At 34.0% G+C, this 18,777-nt stretch carries 25 protein-coding genes and 6 pseudogenes; 30 read left to right on the forward strand and 1 reads right to left on the reverse strand.

The window, feature by feature from the left end:
• Positions 1-2 precede the first annotated feature (2 nt).
• The 28 genes and pseudogenes from rpsC to ctlX all read left to right on the forward strand — a co-directional run bounded on the left by rpsC (position 3) and on the right by ctlX (position 16,740).
• The gene (rpsC, locus tag P5P87_RS20085) at positions 3-761 is read left to right on the forward strand and encodes a 30S ribosomal protein S3 (protein WP_278020388.1); all 759 of its coding nucleotides are present in this window, start codon (positions 3-5) and stop codon (positions 759-761) included.
• Positions 762-780: 19 nt separating this feature from the next.
• Positions 781-1,206 (forward strand): 50S ribosomal protein L16, encoded by a 426-nt coding sequence (gene rplP / locus P5P87_RS20090; RefSeq protein ID WP_278020389.1) that lies wholly within the window; start codon positions 781-783, stop codon positions 1,204-1,206.
• Positions 1,207-1,218: 12 nt separating this feature from the next.
• Positions 1,219-1,410, forward strand: coding sequence for a 50S ribosomal protein L29 (gene rpmC / locus P5P87_RS20095; RefSeq protein WP_008464297.1), 192 nt, complete (start codon positions 1,219-1,221; stop codon positions 1,408-1,410).
• Between the two features lie 17 nt (positions 1,411-1,427).
• The gene (gene rpsQ / locus P5P87_RS20100) at positions 1,428-1,688 is read left to right on the forward strand and encodes a 30S ribosomal protein S17 (protein ID WP_008464298.1); all 261 of its coding nucleotides are present in this window, start codon (positions 1,428-1,430) and stop codon (positions 1,686-1,688) included.
• A gap of 2 nt (positions 1,689-1,690) precedes the next feature.
• Entirely contained in the window at positions 1,691-2,059 is a 369-nt protein-coding gene (rplN, locus tag P5P87_RS20105) for a 50S ribosomal protein L14 (RefSeq protein ID WP_007803649.1), read from the forward strand.
• 11 nt (positions 2,060-2,070) lie between these two features.
• The gene (gene rplX, locus P5P87_RS20110; protein WP_008464300.1) at positions 2,071-2,385 is read left to right on the forward strand and encodes a 50S ribosomal protein L24; all 315 of its coding nucleotides are present in this window, start codon (positions 2,071-2,073) and stop codon (positions 2,383-2,385) included.
• Positions 2,386-2,387: 2 nt separating this feature from the next.
• Complete coding sequence (rplE, locus tag P5P87_RS20115) at positions 2,388-2,960, forward strand: 50S ribosomal protein L5 (RefSeq protein WP_278020390.1); 573 nt, start codon at positions 2,388-2,390, stop codon at positions 2,958-2,960.
• Entirely contained in the window at positions 2,942-3,211 is a 270-nt protein-coding gene (gene rpsN / locus P5P87_RS20120; protein ID WP_008464305.1) for a 30S ribosomal protein S14, read from the forward strand. Before rplE ends, rpsN begins: the two co-directional genes overlap by 19 nt.
• 105 nt (positions 3,212-3,316) lie before the next feature.
• Positions 3,317-3,715: a 30S ribosomal protein S8 gene (rpsH, locus tag P5P87_RS20125; RefSeq protein WP_008464306.1), complete on the forward strand. Its 399-nt coding sequence runs from the start codon at positions 3,317-3,319 to the stop codon at positions 3,713-3,715.
• Between the two features lie 18 nt (positions 3,716-3,733).
• A pseudogene (gene rplF / locus P5P87_RS20130) lies at positions 3,734-4,277 on the forward strand (50S ribosomal protein L6).
• Between the two features lie 11 nt (positions 4,278-4,288).
• Positions 4,289-4,639, forward strand: coding sequence for a 50S ribosomal protein L18 (gene rplR / locus P5P87_RS20135; RefSeq protein ID WP_278020391.1), 351 nt, complete (start codon positions 4,289-4,291; stop codon positions 4,637-4,639).
• Between the two features lie 3 nt (positions 4,640-4,642).
• Entirely contained in the window at positions 4,643-5,167 is a 525-nt protein-coding gene (rpsE, locus tag P5P87_RS20140) for a 30S ribosomal protein S5 (protein ID WP_085949269.1), read from the forward strand.
• 10 nt (positions 5,168-5,177) lie between these two features.
• Positions 5,178-5,360 (forward strand): 50S ribosomal protein L30, encoded by a 183-nt coding sequence (gene rpmD / locus P5P87_RS20145; protein WP_008464315.1) that lies wholly within the window; start codon positions 5,178-5,180, stop codon positions 5,358-5,360.
• A gap of 11 nt (positions 5,361-5,371) precedes the next feature.
• Positions 5,372-5,824 carry a 50S ribosomal protein L15 gene (gene rplO, locus P5P87_RS20150; RefSeq protein WP_095931496.1) on the forward strand — a complete coding sequence of 151 codons (453 nt, stop codon included), beginning with the start codon at positions 5,372-5,374 and terminating at the stop codon, positions 5,822-5,824.
• Positions 5,825-5,837: 13 nt separating this feature from the next.
• Positions 5,838-7,182 (forward strand): annotated as a pseudogene (gene secY, locus P5P87_RS20155) (preprotein translocase subunit SecY).
• Positions 7,183-7,189: 7 nt separating this feature from the next.
• Positions 7,190-7,405, forward strand: coding sequence for a translation initiation factor IF-1 (gene infA / locus P5P87_RS20160; protein ID WP_007136545.1), 216 nt, complete (start codon positions 7,190-7,192; stop codon positions 7,403-7,405).
• Positions 7,406-7,417: 12 nt separating this feature from the next.
• Positions 7,418-7,533, forward strand: a pseudogene (ykgO, locus tag P5P87_RS20165) (type B 50S ribosomal protein L36).
• A gap of 2 nt (positions 7,534-7,535) precedes the next feature.
• Positions 7,536-7,910, forward strand: coding sequence for a 30S ribosomal protein S13 (gene rpsM, locus P5P87_RS20170; RefSeq protein ID WP_008464322.1), 375 nt, complete (start codon positions 7,536-7,538; stop codon positions 7,908-7,910).
• 8 nt (positions 7,911-7,918) lie between these two features.
• Positions 7,919-8,302 carry a 30S ribosomal protein S11 gene (gene rpsK, locus P5P87_RS20175; protein WP_026727866.1) on the forward strand — a complete coding sequence of 128 codons (384 nt, stop codon included), beginning with the start codon at positions 7,919-7,921 and terminating at the stop codon, positions 8,300-8,302.
• A gap of 91 nt (positions 8,303-8,393) precedes the next feature.
• Positions 8,394-8,998: pseudogene (rpsD, locus tag P5P87_RS20180) on the forward strand (30S ribosomal protein S4).
• 21 nt (positions 8,999-9,019) lie between these two features.
• Positions 9,020-10,013, forward strand: a pseudogene (locus tag P5P87_RS20185) (DNA-directed RNA polymerase subunit alpha).
• Between the two features lie 62 nt (positions 10,014-10,075).
• The gene (rplQ, locus tag P5P87_RS20190; protein ID WP_278020392.1) at positions 10,076-10,567 is read left to right on the forward strand and encodes a 50S ribosomal protein L17; all 492 of its coding nucleotides are present in this window, start codon (positions 10,076-10,078) and stop codon (positions 10,565-10,567) included.
• 246 nt (positions 10,568-10,813) lie between these two features.
• The gene (gene carA, locus P5P87_RS20195; RefSeq protein ID WP_278020393.1) at positions 10,814-11,923 is read left to right on the forward strand and encodes a glutamine-hydrolyzing carbamoyl-phosphate synthase small subunit; all 1,110 of its coding nucleotides are present in this window, start codon (positions 10,814-10,816) and stop codon (positions 11,921-11,923) included.
• Between the two features lie 110 nt (positions 11,924-12,033).
• Complete coding sequence (locus P5P87_RS25985; RefSeq protein WP_340696583.1) at positions 12,034-12,390, forward strand: phosphopyruvate hydratase family protein; 357 nt, start codon at positions 12,034-12,036, stop codon at positions 12,388-12,390.
• A 79-nt stretch (positions 12,391-12,469) separates the two neighbouring features.
• Positions 12,470-13,326 (forward strand): annotated as a pseudogene (gene eno / locus P5P87_RS20200) (phosphopyruvate hydratase).
• Between the two features lie 153 nt (positions 13,327-13,479).
• Positions 13,480-14,757, forward strand: coding sequence for a citrate synthase (locus P5P87_RS20205; protein ID WP_278020394.1), 1,278 nt, complete (start codon positions 13,480-13,482; stop codon positions 14,755-14,757).
• 62 nt (positions 14,758-14,819) lie between these two features.
• A complete protein-coding gene (locus tag P5P87_RS20210) occupies positions 14,820-15,734 on the forward strand; it encodes a dimethylarginine dimethylaminohydrolase family protein (protein ID WP_278020395.1) in 915 nt (304 codons plus the stop codon).
• Positions 15,735-15,804: 70 nt separating this feature from the next.
• The gene (gene ctlX, locus P5P87_RS20215) at positions 15,805-16,740 is read left to right on the forward strand and encodes a citrulline utilization hydrolase CtlX (RefSeq protein WP_278020396.1); all 936 of its coding nucleotides are present in this window, start codon (positions 15,805-15,807) and stop codon (positions 16,738-16,740) included.
• A gap of 85 nt (positions 16,741-16,825) precedes the next feature.
• On the opposite strand, the gene P5P87_RS20220 is transcribed toward ctlX, so the two are convergent.
• Positions 16,826-17,452: a MarC family NAAT transporter gene (locus P5P87_RS20220; protein ID WP_278020397.1), complete on the reverse strand. Its 627-nt coding sequence runs from the start codon at positions 17,450-17,452 to the stop codon at positions 16,826-16,828.
• A gap of 152 nt (positions 17,453-17,604) precedes the next feature.
• Here P5P87_RS20220 and P5P87_RS20225 point away from each other — a divergent pair, with 152 nt between their 5' ends.
• Both P5P87_RS20225 and recR read left to right on the forward strand, forming a co-directional pair.
• Positions 17,605-17,970: a CoA-binding protein gene (locus P5P87_RS20225; protein WP_198857773.1), complete on the forward strand. Its 366-nt coding sequence runs from the start codon at positions 17,605-17,607 to the stop codon at positions 17,968-17,970.
• 130 nt (positions 17,971-18,100) lie between these two features.
• On the forward strand, positions 18,101-18,721 hold the full coding sequence (gene recR / locus P5P87_RS20230; protein WP_198857772.1) for a recombination mediator RecR: 621 nt from the start codon (positions 18,101-18,103) through the stop codon (positions 18,719-18,721).
• Positions 18,722-18,777 lie beyond the last annotated feature (56 nt).

Here is an 18,777-nt window from a genome sequence, read left to right on the forward strand (position 1 = left end):
ACATGGGACAAAAGACAAATCCAATTGGAAATAGACTTGGTATCATCAGAGGATGGGACTCAAACTGGTATGGTGGAAATGATTACGGTGATAAATTAGCCGAAGATCACAAAATCAGAAAGTATATCCATGCTCGTTTATCAAAAGCTAGTGTATCAAAAGTAATCATCGAGAGAACTTTGAAACTTGTAACCGTTACTATCACTACTGCTAGACCTGGTATCATTATTGGAAAAGGTGGACAAGAGGTAGACAAGTTAAAAGAAGAACTTAAGAAGGTTACTGACAAAGAGGTTCAAATCAACATCTTTGAAATCAAAAGACCTGAGTTAGATGCTTATCTTGTGGCGACAAGCATCGCTCGTCAAATCGAAAGCCGTATTTCTTACAGACGTGCAATCAAAATGGCTATTGTTGCTTCTATGCGTATGAACGCTGAAGGTATCAAAGTTTTGATTTCTGGTCGTTTGAATGGAGCTGAGATGGCGCGTTCGGAAGGTTTCAAAGAAGGTAGAATTCCTCTATCAACTTTCAGAGCTGACATTGATTATGCTCTTGCTGAAGCTCACACTACTTATGGTAGAATGGGGATTAAAGTATGGATCATGAAAGGTGAAGTTTACGGTAAGAGAGAACTTTCTCCACTTGCTGGAATGGATAAAAAACAATCTGGTACAGGTGGTGGAAAAGGTGGAGATGCTCCTAGAGGCAAATCTAACTTTAACAAAGGTGGAAAACCAGACGCTCGTAAAAGAAAGTAAATTTTTAAACTAAAGAAAAATGTTACAGCCTAAAAGAACAAAATACCGTAAGGTACAAAAAGGTAGAATGAAAGGTAACTCTCAAAGAGGGCATGAGCTTTCAAATGGAATGTTTGGTATTAAATCTGTACATGAAGATGGAATGTTCTTAACTTCTCGTCAAATCGAAGCTGCACGTATTGTTGCAACTCGTTACATGAAAAGAGAGGGACAATTATGGATTAAAATTTTCCCAGACAAACCTATTACTAAGAAACCTCTTGAAGTACGTATGGGTAAAGGTAAAGGAGCAGTTGAGTATTGGGCTGCTGTTGTTAAACCAGGAAGAATTATGTTTGAAGTTGGAGGAGTTCCTTTGTCAGTTGCAAAAGAGGCGTTACGTCTTGCGGCTCAAAAGCTTCCAGTAAAAACTAAGTTCGTCGTTGCTAGAGATTTCGAAGCATAATTTATATTTATTATGAAACAATCAGAAATAAAAGATCTTTCTGCAGCGGAGTTGCAAGAAAAGCTTAGTCAAACTAAGAAAGTATATGCTGACCTAAAAATGGCTCATGCTATCTCTCCAATTGCTAACCCACTTCAAATTAGAAGCGTTAGAAGAACAGTTGCAAGATTAGCTACAGAGTTAACTAAAAGAGAGTTACAATAATTGTATTCTGCTGAAAGATGGAAGAAAAAAGAAATTTAAGAAAAGAAAGAATAGGTGTTGTTACTTCAAATAAGATGGATAAATCTATCGTTATTTCTGAAGTAAGAAAAGTAAAACACCCATTATACGGTAAGTTCGTGTTGAAAACAAAAAAATATGTTGCACACGACGAAAAAAACGACTGTAACATTGGTGATACTGTAAGAATTAGCGAAACGCGTCCTTTAAGTAAAACAAAATGTTGGAGATTAGTTGAAATCTTAGAAAGAGCTAAATAATTATGGTACAACAAGAATCAAGACTAAAAGTAGCAGATAACACGGGAGCTAAAGAAGTTTTAACTATTCGTGTTTTAGGAGGTACTAAAAGAAGATATGCCTCTGTTGGTGACAAAATTGTAGTTTCTATCAAAGATGCAACTCCAAACGGAAACGTTAAGAAAGGAGCTGTTTCAACTGCAGTTGTTGTGCGTACTAAAAAAGAAGTGAGAAGAGCCGATGGTTCTTATATCCGTTTCGATGACAATGCATGTGTTCTTTTGAATGCTGCAGGGGAAATGAGAGGAACTCGTGTTTTTGGTCCGGTAGCAAGAGAACTTCGTGAAAAACAATTCATGAAAATTGTATCATTAGCACCAGAAGTGCTTTAATTCGTTTTAAGATGATAAAGCTAAAAATAAAATCAGGAGATATCGTAAGAGTTATTGCTGGAGACCATAAAGGTGCTGAAGGTAAAGTTTTACGTGTTTACCGTGAAAAAAACAAAGCGATAGTTGAAGGTGTGAACTTGGTTTCAAAACACACTAAACCAAGTGCTAAAAACCCTCAAGGTGGTATCGTTAAGAAAGAGGCTTCTATTCAAATTTCTAACATTGCTTTAATTGATCCTAAAACTAAGGAGACAACTAGAGTAGGTATTAGAGTAGAAGGAGATAAGAAAGTAAGATTTTCAAAAAAATCTAATCAAGTACTATAGTAATGGCATATACACCTAGACTAAAAGAAGAATATAAGAGTAGAGTAATCTCTGCTCTTAAAGAAGAGTTCGGATATACAAACGTAATGCAAGTTCCAAAACTTGAAAAAATCGTTTTGAGCCGTGGAGTTGGTGCAGCTGTATCTGATAAAAAACTTATTGACTATGCGGTTGATGAGTTAACAAAGATCACTGGACAAAAAGCAGTTTCTACAATCTCTAAGAAAGACGTTGCGTCTTTCAAATTGAGAAAAGGAATGCCTATTGGAGCAAAAGTTACTTTACGCGGAGAAAGAATGTATGAGTTTTTAGATAGACTTATTACTTCAGCTTTGCCACGTGTTAGAGATTTCAGTGGTATTAAAGCTACTGGTTTCGACGGAAGAGGTAACTACAATCTTGGAGTTTTAGAGCAAATCATTTTCCCAGAAATTGATATTGATAAAGTAAACAAAATTTCAGGAATGGATATTACTTTTGTTACTACTGCAAAAACTGATAAGGAAGCAAAGTCATTATTGGCTGAATTAGGATTACCTTTTAAAAGAATTAAGACATGGCTAAAGAATCAATGAAAGCCCGCGAGGTGAAAAGAGAGAAAACGGTAGCTAAGTATGCTGAGAAGAGAAAAGCTTTATTAGAAGCTGGAGACTACGAAGGTTTACAAAGATTGCCTAAAAATGCTTCACCAGTTCGTTTACACAACCGTTGTAAATTAACAGGTAGACCTAGAGGTTATATCCGTCAATTCGGTATTTCACGTGTAACTTTCCGTGAAATGGCTAACAATGGGTTAATTCCAGGAGTTAAAAAGGCTTCTTGGTAATCTCGCAATAAGTTATTACTTTTGCAAACCAAAAAATAATTTTTAATTGATTAAAGGTTCGGGAAACGAGTGTTTCCCGAAAACCATAATCGCAATCAAATACATATGTATACAGATCCTATTGCAGATTATTTGACTAGAGTTCGTAACGCTGTGGCTGCAAACCACAAAGTTGTTGAAATTCCAGCTTCTAATCTAAAAAAAGAGATAACTAAGATCTTATTTGATCAAGGTTACATCTTAAGTTACAAATTTGAGCAGAACACAGTACAAGGTTCTATCAAAATTGCTTTGAAGTATGATAAAGATACTAAAGAGCCTGTAATCAAAGATATCCAAAGAATTAGTAAACCTGGTTTACGTAAGTACGCAGGTGCTGCCAAATTACCTAGAATCCTTAACGGATTAGGAATTGCTATTGTTTCTACATCAAAAGGTTTGATGACTGGAAAACAAGCTAAGCAATTAAATGTAGGTGGTGAGGTAATTTGTTACGTATACTAATTTTAAACACTAGATAAGATGTCAAGAATAGGTAAAAGCCCAATTGTAATCCCTGCTGGTGTAACTGTTGAAGTTAAAGACGGTATTATTACAGTAAAAGGAAAAAAAGGTCAACTAGTTCAGGAGTTTTCGGACGTAGCTGTAAAAGTTGAAGGCGATCAAGTTTTAGTTGAAAGATCGTCTGATCATAAAGACCATAGAGCAAAACACGGATTATTTAGATCTTTGATCAATAATATGATTGTTGGTGTTTCTGAAGGTTTCACAAAAGAACTAGAATTAGTTGGAGTTGGTTATAGAGCTTCAAACCAAGGTCAAAAATTAGATTTAGCTCTTGGATATTCTCACAATATTGTTTTAGAAATTGCTCCTGAAGTAAGTTTAGAAACAATATCTGAAAAAGGTAAGAACCCTATCGTAAAATTAACATCATTTGATAAACAACTTTTAGGTCAAGTTGCTCGCGAAAATCAGAGGATTCCGTAAGCCAGAGCCATACAAAGGAAAAGGTGTTAAATTTGTGGGTGAAGTATTAAGAAGAAAAGCAGGTAAATCAGCTTAAAATATAAGATTATGTCATTAACAAAATCTGAAAGAAGACAGAGAATTAAATTCAGAATTAGAAAATCGGTTAGTGGTTCTGCTGCAAGACCAAGACTTTCTGTATTTAGAAGTAATAAAGAAATTTACGCTCAAATCATTGATGATGTAAATGGAGTTACTATCTTAGTCGCATCTTCTAGAGAAAAAGAAATAGGAAAAGGTACTAACGTTGAAGTAGCTGCTGCTGTTGGAAAACTAGTTGCGGAGAAAGCGTTAAAAGCCGGGATTGATACTATCACTTTCGATAGAGGTGGGTATTTGTATCACGGTCGTATTAAATCATTAGCAGAAGGCGCAAGAGCCGCTGGACTTAAATTCTAATATATTATGTCTAAATACAAAAATGTAGAATTGGTAAAACCTAGTGGTCTTGAATTAAAAGATCGTCTAGTTAGTGTTAATCGTGTTACTAAAGTTACAAAAGGAGGTAGAGCTTTTGGTTTTTCTGCTATTGTAGTTGTAGGTGATGAAAATGGAGTAGTTGGTCACGGATTAGGAAAATCTAAAGACGTTTCTGAAGCAATTGCGAAAGCAGTAGAAGATGCTAAGAAAAATTTAGTTAGAATTCCTTTGAATGGACAATCTGTTCCTCACGAACAAAAAGGTAAATTTGGTGGTGCACGTGTATTCTTAATTCCAGCATCTCATGGTACTGGGGTTATTGCTGGTGGAGCTGTTCGTTCAGTTCTTGAGTCAGTAGGTATTCACGATGTATTGTCTAAATCTCAAGGATCGTCAAATCCACATAACGTAGTAAAAGCAACTTTTGATGCTTTATTGCAAATGAGAAGCGCTCATACTGTTGCAAAACAAAGAGGTGTTTCTTTAGAGAAAGTTTTTAAAGGTTAATTAGGAAATTATGGCTAAATTATTAGTAAAACAAGTAAGAAGCAAAATCAACTGCCCTCTTTCTCAAAAGAGAGGTTTAGAAGCTTTAGGTCTACGTAAAATTGGACAAGTTGTGGAGCATGAGTCAAATCCTGCTATCCTTGGGATGATAAACAAAGTTAAACACTTAGTTTCTGTTGAAGAAGCTAAATAACAAATACTGTTATGAATTTAAGTAACTTACAACCTGCTGAGGGATCTACACACAATCAAAATAAAAGATTAGGTAGAGGAGAAGGTTCTGGAAAAGGTGGTACCGCTGCACGTGGACACAAAGGAGCAAAATCTCGTTCTGGTTATTCTAAAAAGATTGGTTTTGAAGGAGGGCAGATGCCACTTCAAAGACGTGTACCTAAGTTTGGTTTCAAAAACATCAATCGTAAAGAATACGAAGGTGTTAATTTAGATACTCTTCAATTATTAGTTGATAACGGTGCAATTACTGATTCTGTTTCTATGACAGAGTTCGTAGCAAATCGTCTAGCTACTAAAAATGAAATCGTTAAGATTTTAGGTAGAGGAGAATTGAAAGCAAAATTAAAAGTAACTGCCCACAAATTTACTGCTACTGCTAAAGCTGCTATTGAAGCTGCTGGTGGAGAAGCTGTAACTATATAACTTATCTATTAAGATGAAGAAATTTATTGAATCAATAAGTAATGTTTGGAAAATCGAAGAACTAAAGAATAGAATCTTAATTACTTTAGGATTACTTTTAGTATATCGTTTTGGAGCACACGTTACGCTTCCTGGAATTGACGCAACGCAATTGACTGGTTTAGCGGGACAAACTAAAAATGGTCTAGGGTCTATTCTAGACATGTTCACCGGGTGCTTTCTCTAAGGCTTCAGTATTTGCCTTAGGTATCATGCCTTATATTTCTGCGTCTATTGTTGTTCAGTTAATGGGAATTGCGATTCCATATTTACAAAAACTTCAAAATGATGGGGAAAGTGGTAGAAAAAAGATTAATCAAATCACTCGTTGGTTGACAATCGCTATCACATTGGTTCAAGGTCCAACTTATATCTATAATTTATACAGAACATTGCCTAGTAATGCATTTTTGCTAGGCTTTAATTCACCTGAATTTTTGTTCTCGTCAGTTATCATTTTAGTTACAGGTACAATTTTTGCTATGTGGCTTGGTGAGAAAATTACAGATAAAGGTATTGGAAATGGTATTTCATTGTTAATTATGGTTGGTATTTTAGCACGTTTACCGCAAGCTTTTATTCAAGAGTTTACAACACGTGTTACCAATAACAATGGAGGTCCAATGTTATTAGTTATTGAAATTATTGTGTGGCTATTAGTTATCATTTCTTGTGTATTGCTTACAATGGCAGTACGTAAAATTCCAGTACAATACGCTCGTCGTACAACAACTGGAGATTACGAACAAGATTTGGCAGGAGGTAATAGACAATGGATTCCTCTAAAGCTTAATGCTTCTGGAGTAATGCCAATTATTTTTGCGCAAGCAATTATGTTTATCCCTGCAGCAGTGGCTGGATTGTCTAAATCAGATACATCACAATCTATTGTTGGTGCATTTAGTAATATGTTTGGTTTCTGGTATAATTTTGTTTTTGCAACTTTAATTATTGTATTTACATTCTTTTATACTGCAATCACCGTTCCTACTAACAAAATGGCTGATGATTTAAAAAGAAGCGGTGGTTTTATTCCAGGCGTACGTCCAGGAGCAGAAACTTCTGATTTCCTTGATAAAGTGATGTCTTTAATAACTTTCCCAGGATCTTTATTCCTTGCTTTGATTGCTGTGTTCCCAGCTATTGTTGTAAGTATTATGGATGTACAACAATCTTGGGCAATGTTTTTTGGAGGTACCTCATTAATAATTATGGTTGGTGTTGCAATAGATACTATTCAGCAGATCAATTCATACTTGTTAAATAAACATTATGATGGTTTAATGAAGACTGGTAAAAATAGAAAAGCGGTAGCTTAATATATTTATGGCAAAACAATCAGCAATAGAACAAGACGGATCAATCATTGAAGCATTGTCAAATGCGATGTTCCGTGTAGAGTTAGAAAATGGACATATTGTAATTGCTCATATTTCTGGAAAAATGCGAATGCATTACATCAAGTTATTACCTGGTGATAAAGTGAAACTAGAAATGAGTCCTTATGATTTGTCAAAAGCAAGAATTACTTATCGATATTAAAGGATATTCACTATGAAAGTTAGAGCATCAGTAAAAAGAGAAGTGCCGAGTGCATTATCGTGCGTAGAAAAGGGAGACTGTACGTAATAAACAAAAAGAATCCTAGATTTAAACAAAGACAAGGATAATTATGGCAAGAATAGCAGGGGTAGATATCCCAAAAAACAAAAGAGGTGTTATCGCACTTACCTATATTTTCGGATTAGGAAAAAGTAGAGCTATTGAGATTTTAGAAAAAGCTCAAGTTAGCCAAGATAAAAAAGTTCAAGATTGGAATGATGATGAGATCGGAGCGATTCGTGAAGCTGTTTCATTTTACAAAATTGAAGGAGAATTACGTTCTGAAATTTCTTTAAACATTAAGCGTTTAATGGATATTGGATGTTACAGAGGTATTCGTCATAGATCTGGTCTTCCATTAAGAGGACAAAGAACTAAAAACAACTCAAGAACAAGAAAAGGTAAAAGAAAAACTGTTGCTAACAAGAAAAAAGCAACTAAATAATAAGTAATATGGCTAAAGCAACTGCAAAAAAACGTAAAGTTATCGTTGAATCAACGGGTGAGGCTCATATTTCTGCCACTTTTAATAACATTATTATTTCTTTGACTAATAAGAAAGGTGAAGTTATCTCTTGGTCTTCAGCTGGTAAAATGGGTTTCAGAGGTTCTAAAAAGAACACTCCTTATGCAGCTCAAATGGCAGCGGAAGATTGCGCTAAAGTAGCACTTGAGGCAGGACTTAAAAAAGTGAAAGTTTATGTAAAAGGACCAGGTAACGGACGTGAGTCTGCTATCCGTTCTATTCATAACGGTGGAATTGAAGTTACTGAAATTATTGATGTTACTCCAATGCCACACAACGGATGTCGTCCTCCAAAAAGACGTAGAGTTTAATTTTTTATTTTTATAGTATAACCAAGGTAGAACATAGATTATCGAAGGATTAGACCTGAATTCATAATTTCTACCTTAAATTTTTTTTAAAATGGCAAGATATACTGGTCCTAAAACCAAAATCGCTCGTAAATTTGGCGAGGCAATCTTCGGAGATGATAAATCTTTCGAAAAAGAAATTACCCACCTGGACAACACGGGATGGCTAAAAAAAGAGGAAAAAAATCTGAGTACGCTGTTCAATTAATGGAAAAGCAAAAAGCTAAATATTCTTATGGAATTTTAGAAAAACAATTCAGAAATTTATTCGAAAAAGCATCAGCAACTAAAGGGGTTACTGGTGAAGTTTTATTACAATTATGCGAAGCAAGATTAGATAATGTTGTTTTTAGAATGGGAATTGCTCCATCTAGAAGAGGTGCGCGTCAAATCGTTTCTCACAGACACATTACTGTAAATGGAGAGGTTGTTAATATTCCTTCTTACCACCTTAAGCCTGGTGATAAAGTTGCAGTTCGTGAAAAATCTAAATCTTTAGAAGCTATCGAACGTTCTTTATCAAATTCAAGTCATGTTTATGAATGGATTACTTGGAACAATGATCTTAAAGAAGGAACTTTTGTTTCTGTTCCTGCAAGACTTCAAATTCCAGAAAACATTAAAGAACAATTAATCGTAGAGTTGTACAACAAATAATAATTGACTTAGTCGAAATTTATGGCAATATTTAATTTTCAAAAGCCCGATAAAGTTATCATGATCGATTCAACCGATTTTGAAGGTAAATTTGAGTTTAGACCTTTAGAACCTGGTTACGGATTGACAGTTGGTAATGCACTTAGAAGAGTTTTGCTTTCAGCGTTAGAAGGTTATGCAATTACATCTGTTCGTATCGAAGGTGTAGATCATGAGTTTTCTACTATTTCAGGTGTTGTAGAGGATGTTACCGAAATTATCCTTAATCTAAAACAAGTACGTTTCAAACGTCAGATCGAAGATATAGATAATGAATCAGTTACTATTTCTGTTTCTGGTAAAGATCAACTAACAGCAGGTGATTTTCAAAAATTTATCTCAGGTTTTCAAGTTTTGAATCCAGACCTTGTTATCTGTAATTTAGATTCTAAAATCAAATTGAACTTCGATTTAACAATCGAGAAAGGTAGAGGATACGTTCCTGCTGAAGAGAACAAAAAACAGAATGCCTGCAATTGGAACAATTTTTACAGATTCTATTTTTACTCCGGTAAAAAATGTAAAATATGCAATCGAAAATTTCCGTGTAGAGCAAAAAACAGATTATGAAAAATTAGTTTTTGAAATTAAAACTGATGGATCTATTAATCCTAAAGATGCTCTTACTGAAGTCGCTAAAGTTTTAATTCACCATTTCATGTTGTTTTCTGACGAAAGAATTACACTTGAGGCTGACGAAATTGCACAAACAGAATCGTATGATGAAGAGTCATTGCATATGAGACAATTGCTTAAAACTAAGCTTGTTGATATGGATTTATCTGTGAGAGCATTAAATTGCTTGAAAGCGGCTGAAGTTGATACACTTGGTGATTTAGTATCGTTCAATAAAAATGACCTAATGAAATTCCGTAATTTCGGTAAAAAATCTTTAACTGAACTTGATGAACTTGTTGCAGTTAAAAATTTGACTTTCGGAATGGATTTAGCTAAATACAAATTAGATAAAGAATAATTTACTTCATATTTTGCTCTCCATAGTGGATTGTAGCAAGATGAAGATAAAAAAAACACGTCATGAGACACGGAAAAAAATTCAACCACTTAAGCAGACAGACTGGACATAGAAAAGCTATGTTGGCTAATATGGCTTGTTCTCTTATCGAGCACAAACGTATTAACACTACTGTTGCTAAAGCTAAAGCGCTTAAACAATTCGTTGAGCCTTTAATCACTAAATCAAAAGAAGATACGACTCACAATCGTCGTATTGTTTTTGCTTACTTACGTAACAAATACGCTGTAACTGATTTGTTCAGAGATGTGGTCGCTAAAGTAGGTGACCGTCCAGGAGGATACACTCGTATCATTAAAGTTGGAAATCGTTTGGGAGATAACGCTGATATGGCGATGATCGAACTTGTTGACTTCAATGAACTTTACAACGGAGGTAAAAAAGAAGTTAAAAAAGCTAAAAGCCGTCGTGGTGGTAAAGCTAAAAAAGCTGAAACTGCTGCTCCAGAAGCTCCTGCTGCTGAAACAGAAACGACTACTGAAGCTTCTGAATAATTATGAAAGTAATCATTCTATAGAAATCAAGGATAAACTAATTTTTAGTTTATCCTTTTTTTTGATTTTTTTGAAACGGAAGAAATGTAACTTATTTAAAATGATAGGTTTTATTTTTACGAATGAAAGTTTTAAAAAATCTTGGAAGGGCTATTTTAAAGAAGTAAATTTGCAAAATATCTAATTACACTTAAAACCTTTATATTGGTTTTATATCTTGATTAAAAAAACAATTCAAATTAAATAATGAAATACACAACACGACAAAGCGCCATCTTATTACTTAGTGATGGAACAATCTTTCACGGAAAATCTATCGGAATTAGCGGTAAAACTTTCGGTGAAGTTTGTTTTAATACTGGAATGACAGGGTATCAGGAAATTTTTACTGATCCTTCTTATTTCGGTCAAATTATGGTTGCTACAAATACACATATCGGAAACTATGGTGTTAATGATTCTGAAGTTGAATCTGATAGTATTAAAATTGCCGGTTTAGTTTGTAAAAACTTTAGTTTTAATTATTCTAGAGAGAATGCTTCAGGAAGCTTGGAAGATTATTTTGCTAAACAAAATTTAATCTGTATTTCTGATGTTGATACTCGTGCACTTGTAAGTTACATTCGTGACAATGGAGCGATGAATGCTGTAATTTGCACAGATGGAACTCCAGTTGAAGATTTAAAGAAAGAATTGGCGAATGTTCCAAATATGGAAGGTTTAGAATTAGCTTCTAAGGTTTCTACTAAAGAACCATATTTCTTCGGAGATGAAAATGCAACTTATAAAATCTCAGCTTTAGATCTAGGAATTAAAAAGAACATTTTAAGAAACCTTGCTAAAAGAGATTGTTATATTAAAGTATATCCATTTGATTCAACTTATAAAGATATGACTGAGTTTAATCCAGATGGATATTTCTTGTCAAATGGGCCAGGGGATCCAGATCCATTGTTTGGAGCGATTCAAGTAGCAAAGGAAATATTAGCAGATAACAAGCCTTTGTTCGGAATCTGTTTAGGACATCAGGTAATCGGTTTGGCAAATGGTGTTGAAACCTATAAGATGTTTAATGGACACCGTGGAATTAATCACCCGGTTAAAAATATCATCACAGGTAAAGGCGAAATAACTTCTCAAAATCACGGATTTGCTGTTAAGAGAGAACAATTAGAGAATCATCCAGAGCTTGAAATAACTCATGTTCACTTAAATGATGGAACTGTTGCGGGAATGAGAATGAAGAATAAAAATTGTTTTTCAGTTCAATATCACCCAGAGGCTAGTCCAGGACCACACGATTCGTCATATTTGTTTGACCAATTCGTAGAGAATATTAAAAGTAGTAAGGTCTAAAACGATGTAGTTAATAAATAAAGGTGTTTAATGTCTAAAATGCGTTTATAGTATTAAATATTTTTATAATTTCGAAAAAAAATATAATTTATTAATAAAAAACAAAAATAATGAGTATTATAATTAAAGTTCACGCAAGACAAATTCTTGATTCTAGAGGTAACCCAACTATTGAAGTTGATGTAGTAACTGAAAATGGAGTTTTAGGTAGAGCTGCTGTTCCATCTGGAGCATCTACAGGAGAGCACGAAGCTGTTGAATTACGTGATGGAGGTAAAGCTTACCTAGGTAAAGGTGTTTTGAATGCAGTGAATAATGTAAATACTATTATTGCTGAAGAATTAGTTGGGACTTCTGTTTTCGAACAAAACACAATTGACCAATTAATGATTGATTTAGATGGTACTCCAAATAAATCTAAATTAGGAGCTAATGCTATTTTAGGGGTTTCTTTGGTCTGCTGCTAAAGCTGCTGCTAATGAACTTGGCTTGCCATTATACAGATACGTAGGTGGTGTTTCTGCTAATACGTTACCGGTTCCAATGATGAACATCATCAATGGAGGTTCTCACTCTGATGCGCCGATCGCATTCCAAGAGTTTATGATTTTCCCAGTAAAAGCGACTTCTTTTACACATGCAATGCAAATGGGAACTGAAATTTTCCACAACTTGAAAAAGTATTACATGATAGAGGTTTAAGTACTGCTGTTGGTGATGAAGGAGGTTTTGCTCCAAATTTAGCTGGTGGAACTGAGGACGCTTTAGATACTATCAAATTAGCTGTTGAAAAAGCAGGATATTCTTTCGGAGACGAAATTATGATTGCTCTTGATTGTGCTGCTTCTGAGTTTTATGTAAACGGAAAATACGATTACACTAAATTTGAAGGAGAAACTGGAAAAATCAGAACTTCTGAAGAACAAGCTCAATACTTAGCTGAACTTGCTGCTAAATATCCAATTATCTCTATCGAGGACGGTATGTACGAAGATGATTGGGATGGATGGAAAGCTTTAACTGAAAAAATTGGAGATAAAGTACAATTAGTAGGTGATGATTTGTTCGTAACTAACGTTGCTCGTTTATCAACTGGTATCGAAAAAGGAATTGCTAACTCAATCTTAGTAAAAGTAAACCAAATTGGAACTTTAACAGAAACTATCGCTGCAGTAAACATGGCTAAAAATGCTGGGTATACTTCAGTAATGTCTCACCGTTCTGGAGAAACAGAAGATAATACAATTGCAGACTTAGCTGTGGCTTTAAACTGTGGTCAAATTAAAACTGGTTCTGCTTCTCGTTCAGATCGTATGGCTAAATACAACCAATTATTGAGAATTGAAGAAGAGCTTGGAAATACTGCTTATTTTCCTGGTTTAAATGCTTTTAAAATCAAATAATTTCTGAAATTATATATTGGAAAAAACCATCCGCCGCGGCGGATGGTTTTTTTTTGGACTTTTAACAAATTCATAGCAGTATTCTTTTTTAAATTAGTCTTAAATTCATTAGATTTGATAAATTATTATTTAAAGAATTATTTCCAGTATATTATGTCAAAAATAGCTACATTAGAAATAGATGGTAAAAAGGTTGAACTTCCGGTAATCACAGGGAGTGAAAACGAATCAGCTATCGATATCAACAAATTACGTGATTTAACAGGTTATATTACCCTTGATCCAGGTTATAAAAATTCAGGATCTTGTACAAGTGAAATCACTTTCCTAGACGGAGAAGAAGGAATTTTACGTTACAGAGGATATTCTATTGAAGACCTTGCTGAAAAAGCCAGTTTCTTAGAAGTATCATATCTTTTGATTTTCGGTGAATTACCTACAGCTAAACAATTAGAAGATTTTGAAAATGGTATTAAAAAACATTCTTTGGTAAACGAAGAAATGAAAAATATCATTGACGGTTTCCCTAAAACGGCTCATCCAATGGGAGTGTTATCTGCTCTAACGAGCGCTTTAACGGCTTTTAATCCTAAAGCGGTTAATGTTGATAACGAAAAAGAAATGTACGAAGCTATTTGTAAAACAATGGCCAAATTTTTAGTGATTGCTACATGGACTTACAGAAAATCTATGGGTTATCCTTTAAATTACTACGATAATACAAAGGGTTATGTAGAAAGCTTTATGCAATTAATGTTTAAATTGCCTACAGGACCTTACGCTGCAAATCCTGTAATTGTAAATGCCTTAGATAAATTATTCATTCTTCATGCAGATCACGAGCAAAACTGTTCTACTTCAACTGTAAGAATGGTAGGTTCTTCTCATGCAGGTTTATTTGCTTCAGTTTCTGCAGGAGTTTCTGCTTTATGGGGGCCACTTCATGGTGGAGCTAACCAAGCAGTACTTGAAATGCTTGAAGAAATCAATAAAGACGGTGGTGATACAGATAAGTTCTTAGCGAAAGCGAAAGATAAAAATGATCCATTCCGTTTAATGGGATTCGGACACAGAGTTTACAAAAACTTTGACCCAAGAGCTAAAATCATCAAAAAAGTCGCAACAGAAGTATTAGAGACTTTAGGTGTTGAAGATCCGATTTTAGATATTGCAAGAAAATTAGAAAAAGCAACTCTTGAAGATGAGTACTTCAAATCAAGAAACTTATATCCAAACGTTGATTTCTATTCTGGAATTATTTACAGAGCTTTAGGAATTCCAACAGATATGTTTACTGTTATGTTTGCAATTGGAAGATTACCAGGTTGGATTGCGCAATGGAAAGAGATGCGTGAAAATAAAGAGCCAATCGGAAGACCAAGACAAATTTATACAGGACATCCTTTACGAGAGTTTAAGTCTAATAAATAAAAAACGAAAGCTTCACTTAACTGTGAAGCTTTTTTTATATTTGCTCAAAATACAATAAAGTTATGTTGCAATTAAATGTAAAGAATGAAACGTCTCGACTTCGTGCTGTAGTTCTGGGTTCTGCGGTTAATAATGGACCGACCCCAACTATAGAAGAGGCTTATGATCCTAAATCATTGGAACATATTAAAGCAGGAACTTACCCTGTAGAAAAAGATATGGTTGCTGAAATGGAAGCTTTTAATGCTGTTTTTCAGAAATATGATGTAACTGTTTATCGTCCAGAGATGATTGAAAATTACAATCAGATTTTTGCTAGGGATATTGGGTTTGTAATTGATGATATCTTTGTAAAATCGAATATTCTTCCAGATAGAGAACGTGAATTAGATGCTATTCAATATGTAATTGATCAGATTGATCCATTAAAAGTAGTTCGTCCTCCAGAAGAAGTTCATATCGAAGGAGGAGATGTGATGCTTTGGAATGATCATATTTTTATCGGAACTTATAAAGGAAGCGATTACAAAGATTATATTACTGCAAGAACAAATATGCATGGTGTAAACTATATTAAATCATTATTCCCTAATAAGATTGTAAAGGAATTTGATTTAGTAAAATCTAAATTGGAAGCAAGAGACAATGCTTTACATCTAGACTGCTGTTTTCAGCCTGTAGGAAAAGACAAAGGAATTATCTATAAAAGAGGTTTCCGTGAAGAAGCAGATTATCTTTATTTAGTGAAACTTTTTGGGAAAGAAAATCTATTTCATATCGAAAGAAACGAAATGTATAATATGTTTTCGAATGTGTTTTCAATTGATGAAAATGTGGTAGTTTCTGAAAAGAATTTCACGAGATTAAATAACTGGCTTCGTGAAAATGGTTTTATCGTTGAAGAAATTCCATATGCTGAAATTTCAAAGCAAGAAGGTTTGTTAAGATGTTCGACGCTTCCATTAATTAGAGACTAAAAAAAACAATTTTAAATTTCAGGCTTCTAGAAAAACTTGAAACCTGAAACTTGAAACAAAAAAATAAAAAATGAAACAAACTACTAATGCTATCGTGATGATTCGCCCAGTTGCATTCAGAATGAATGAACAGACGGCTGTAAATAATTATTATCAAAAAGTATTGGACGGACTTTTACCAAGTACGGTTAATGCTAAAGCGCAACAAGAATTTGATGCTTTTGTTGAAAAGCTAAGAGCTGTTGGAGTAGATGTAACTGTTGTAGAAGATAATTTGGAAACGGATACTCCAGATAGTATTTTTCCAAACAATTGGGTTTCATTTCATGAAAACGGAGATGTAGCGCTTTATCCAATGTTTGCTGAAAATCGTCGTCAAGAACGTCGGGAAGATATTTTGGATACTTTGGAAGAAAAAGGATTCGAAATTGCAAATATCATGGATTATACTTCTGCAGAAGAAGATGGCATTTTCTTAGAAGGAACAGGAAGTTTGTTATTAGATAGAGCAAACGGAAAAGCGTATTGCGCATTATCGCCAAGAGCAGATGAAGAATTGTTTATAGAATTTTGCGAAGATTTTGATTATGCTCCTGTAATTTTTGAAGCTTTTCAAACCGTCGATGGTGAACGTAAATTAATTTATCATACCAATGTGATGATGTGTTTGGGTGAAACTTTTGCTGTAATTTGCGCAGATTCTATTGATGATAAAAAAGAACGCAAAATGGTTTTGGATAACTTAAAAGATGACAAAAAAGAGGTTATTTTAATCACAGAAGATCAAGTGAATAATTTTGCGGGAAATATGCTGGAGGTTAGAGGGAAAGATGATAAGAGATACATTGTAATGAGCGCATCGGCACATCAAAGTTTAACTCCGAAACAAATTTCGCAATTAGAAAATCACGCTGAAATTTTAAGTTCGAGTTTAGATACAATTGAAGCTTGTGGTGGAGGAAGTGCCAGATGTATGATGGCAGAAGTTTTCTTGCCAAGAGCTTAAATAAAATGAATAGATGAAAAAAGAAAAAGGGATGAAATTATTTAAATTTCATCCCTTTTTCTTTTGGATCGTAGAGTGATATTAGTTAAAAATTTCCTTTAATAATATTGATTATAGCGCTTACTATATATTGAATTCCGATTGAAATAACTATAAAACCAACAATTCTAGAAATTGCAACAATACCCGAGGCTCCCAATATTCTAGCTAAATAATGTGCGCTTTTTAGAATAGCGAAAATAGCTACTGCAATTGCAAAAATTGCTAACGAAGAAATTATGATTTCGTTTAATTCATGGTGCTCTTGGTAAAAAGCAATTAAAAGAGACATTGATCCAGGTCCAGCAAGCATTGGAATTGCAAGCGGAGTGAGGGCAATATCGTTTCTATGCTGGGCTTCATTTTCAATTTTTTTGTTGATTCCTCTTTTCTTGTTGAACTTGCCAGATAGCAAAGAAAAGCCAGAGTTTACAATTACAATTCCGCCAGCAATTCTTAAAGCATCGATGCTAATGCCGAAAAAAGTTAGAACATATTGGCCAATAAAATAAGAAACCAATAGTATGATAAAAACATTGATGGCCGTCCAAAGTGAGATTCGGGATCTTTCTTTTTGAGAGTCATGTTGAGTTAGTCCAACAAAAATTGGTACAGTTCCGATTGGATTAAGTACCGAGAATAAAGCGACAAATAAGTAAATAAATAATTCCATGTTGTATTGGTTAGTGAAGTAAATGTAGTTATTTTTTGATGCTTTTAGGTGAAATTATGTTATAATAATATTTTTATTGGTGTCAATTCTGGCTTATAAGGCATAAAGTTAAATCGTTCTTTTTGATTACTTTTGCAATCTAAATTAAAACTATGAAAAGTAAAAAAACATTGGTTATAGGAGCGTCGACAAATCCAGAGCGTTATTCTTATAAAGCGGTAAATATGTTGGTAGGAAAAGGACATTCTGTATTAGCAATCGGTCAAAAAGCTGGCGAAGTTGCTGGAGTAAAAATTCAAACTAAAGCAATACCAGTTAAAAATATTGATACTATTACTCTATATTTAAATCCTGTTCGTCAGAGAGATTATTATAATTACATTATTGAATCGCATCCTAAAAGAGTAATCTTTAATCCTGGGACAGAAAATCCTGAATTGTATCAATTATTAGAGCTTAATGATATTCAAGTTGAAGTAGCTTGTACATTAGTTTTGTTGACTACAAATCAATACTAAATTATTGTTTGTTACTTTTCTTTTAGTCTCGAAAAGAAAGGGGTTTCGTAATAAAACAGCAATAGCATAAAGCTTTGAATTTAATGGCTGTAATGTAGGCTAAACCATTAAAAGTATTACTTTTGTCGTCATGGAATTTTCATCAAAATTAATTGAAAAAGCAGTAGGCGAAATGTCGCAATTACCTGGTATAGGTAAACGTACAGCACTTCGGCTAGTTCTTCATTTGCTAAAACAACCGAAAGAACAGACTGCTTTTTTATCTCAAGCATTGATGAATATGCGTGAGGATATTAAGTTTTGTGAAAGTTGCCATAATATTTCTGATACTAAGATTTGCGAGATTTGCGCTAATCCAGTTAGAAATCATGAAACAATATGTATTGTAGAAGATATTCGAGATGTTATGGCAATTGAAAATACGGGCCAGTTCAAAGGGATATATCATGTGCTTGGTGGGAAAATTTCGCCTATTGAAGGAGTTGGTCCTAATCAGTTGAATATTTCTAGTTTGGTAACAAAAGTGAAATCTGGAAATGTGTCAGAGATTATTTTTGCATTAAGCTCAACAATGGAAGGGGATACGACAAATTTTTATATATATAAACAGATTGCAGACACTAAGATTATAATTTCGACAATTGCTAGAGGGATATCAGTAGGAGATGAATTAGAGTATGCAGATGAAATAACACTAGGACGAAGCATCTTGCATAGAGTACCTTTTGAAAAAACATTTAAAAATAATTAACTTAACCCCAAATAAAAGTTAGGTTTTTCCGAACATTAAAGGAAAAGCCATATTTG

This window comes from Flavobacterium ginsengisoli (genome assembly GCF_029625315.1).
Taxonomy (GTDB): domain Bacteria; phylum Bacteroidota; class Bacteroidia; order Flavobacteriales; family Flavobacteriaceae; genus Flavobacterium; species Flavobacterium ginsengisoli.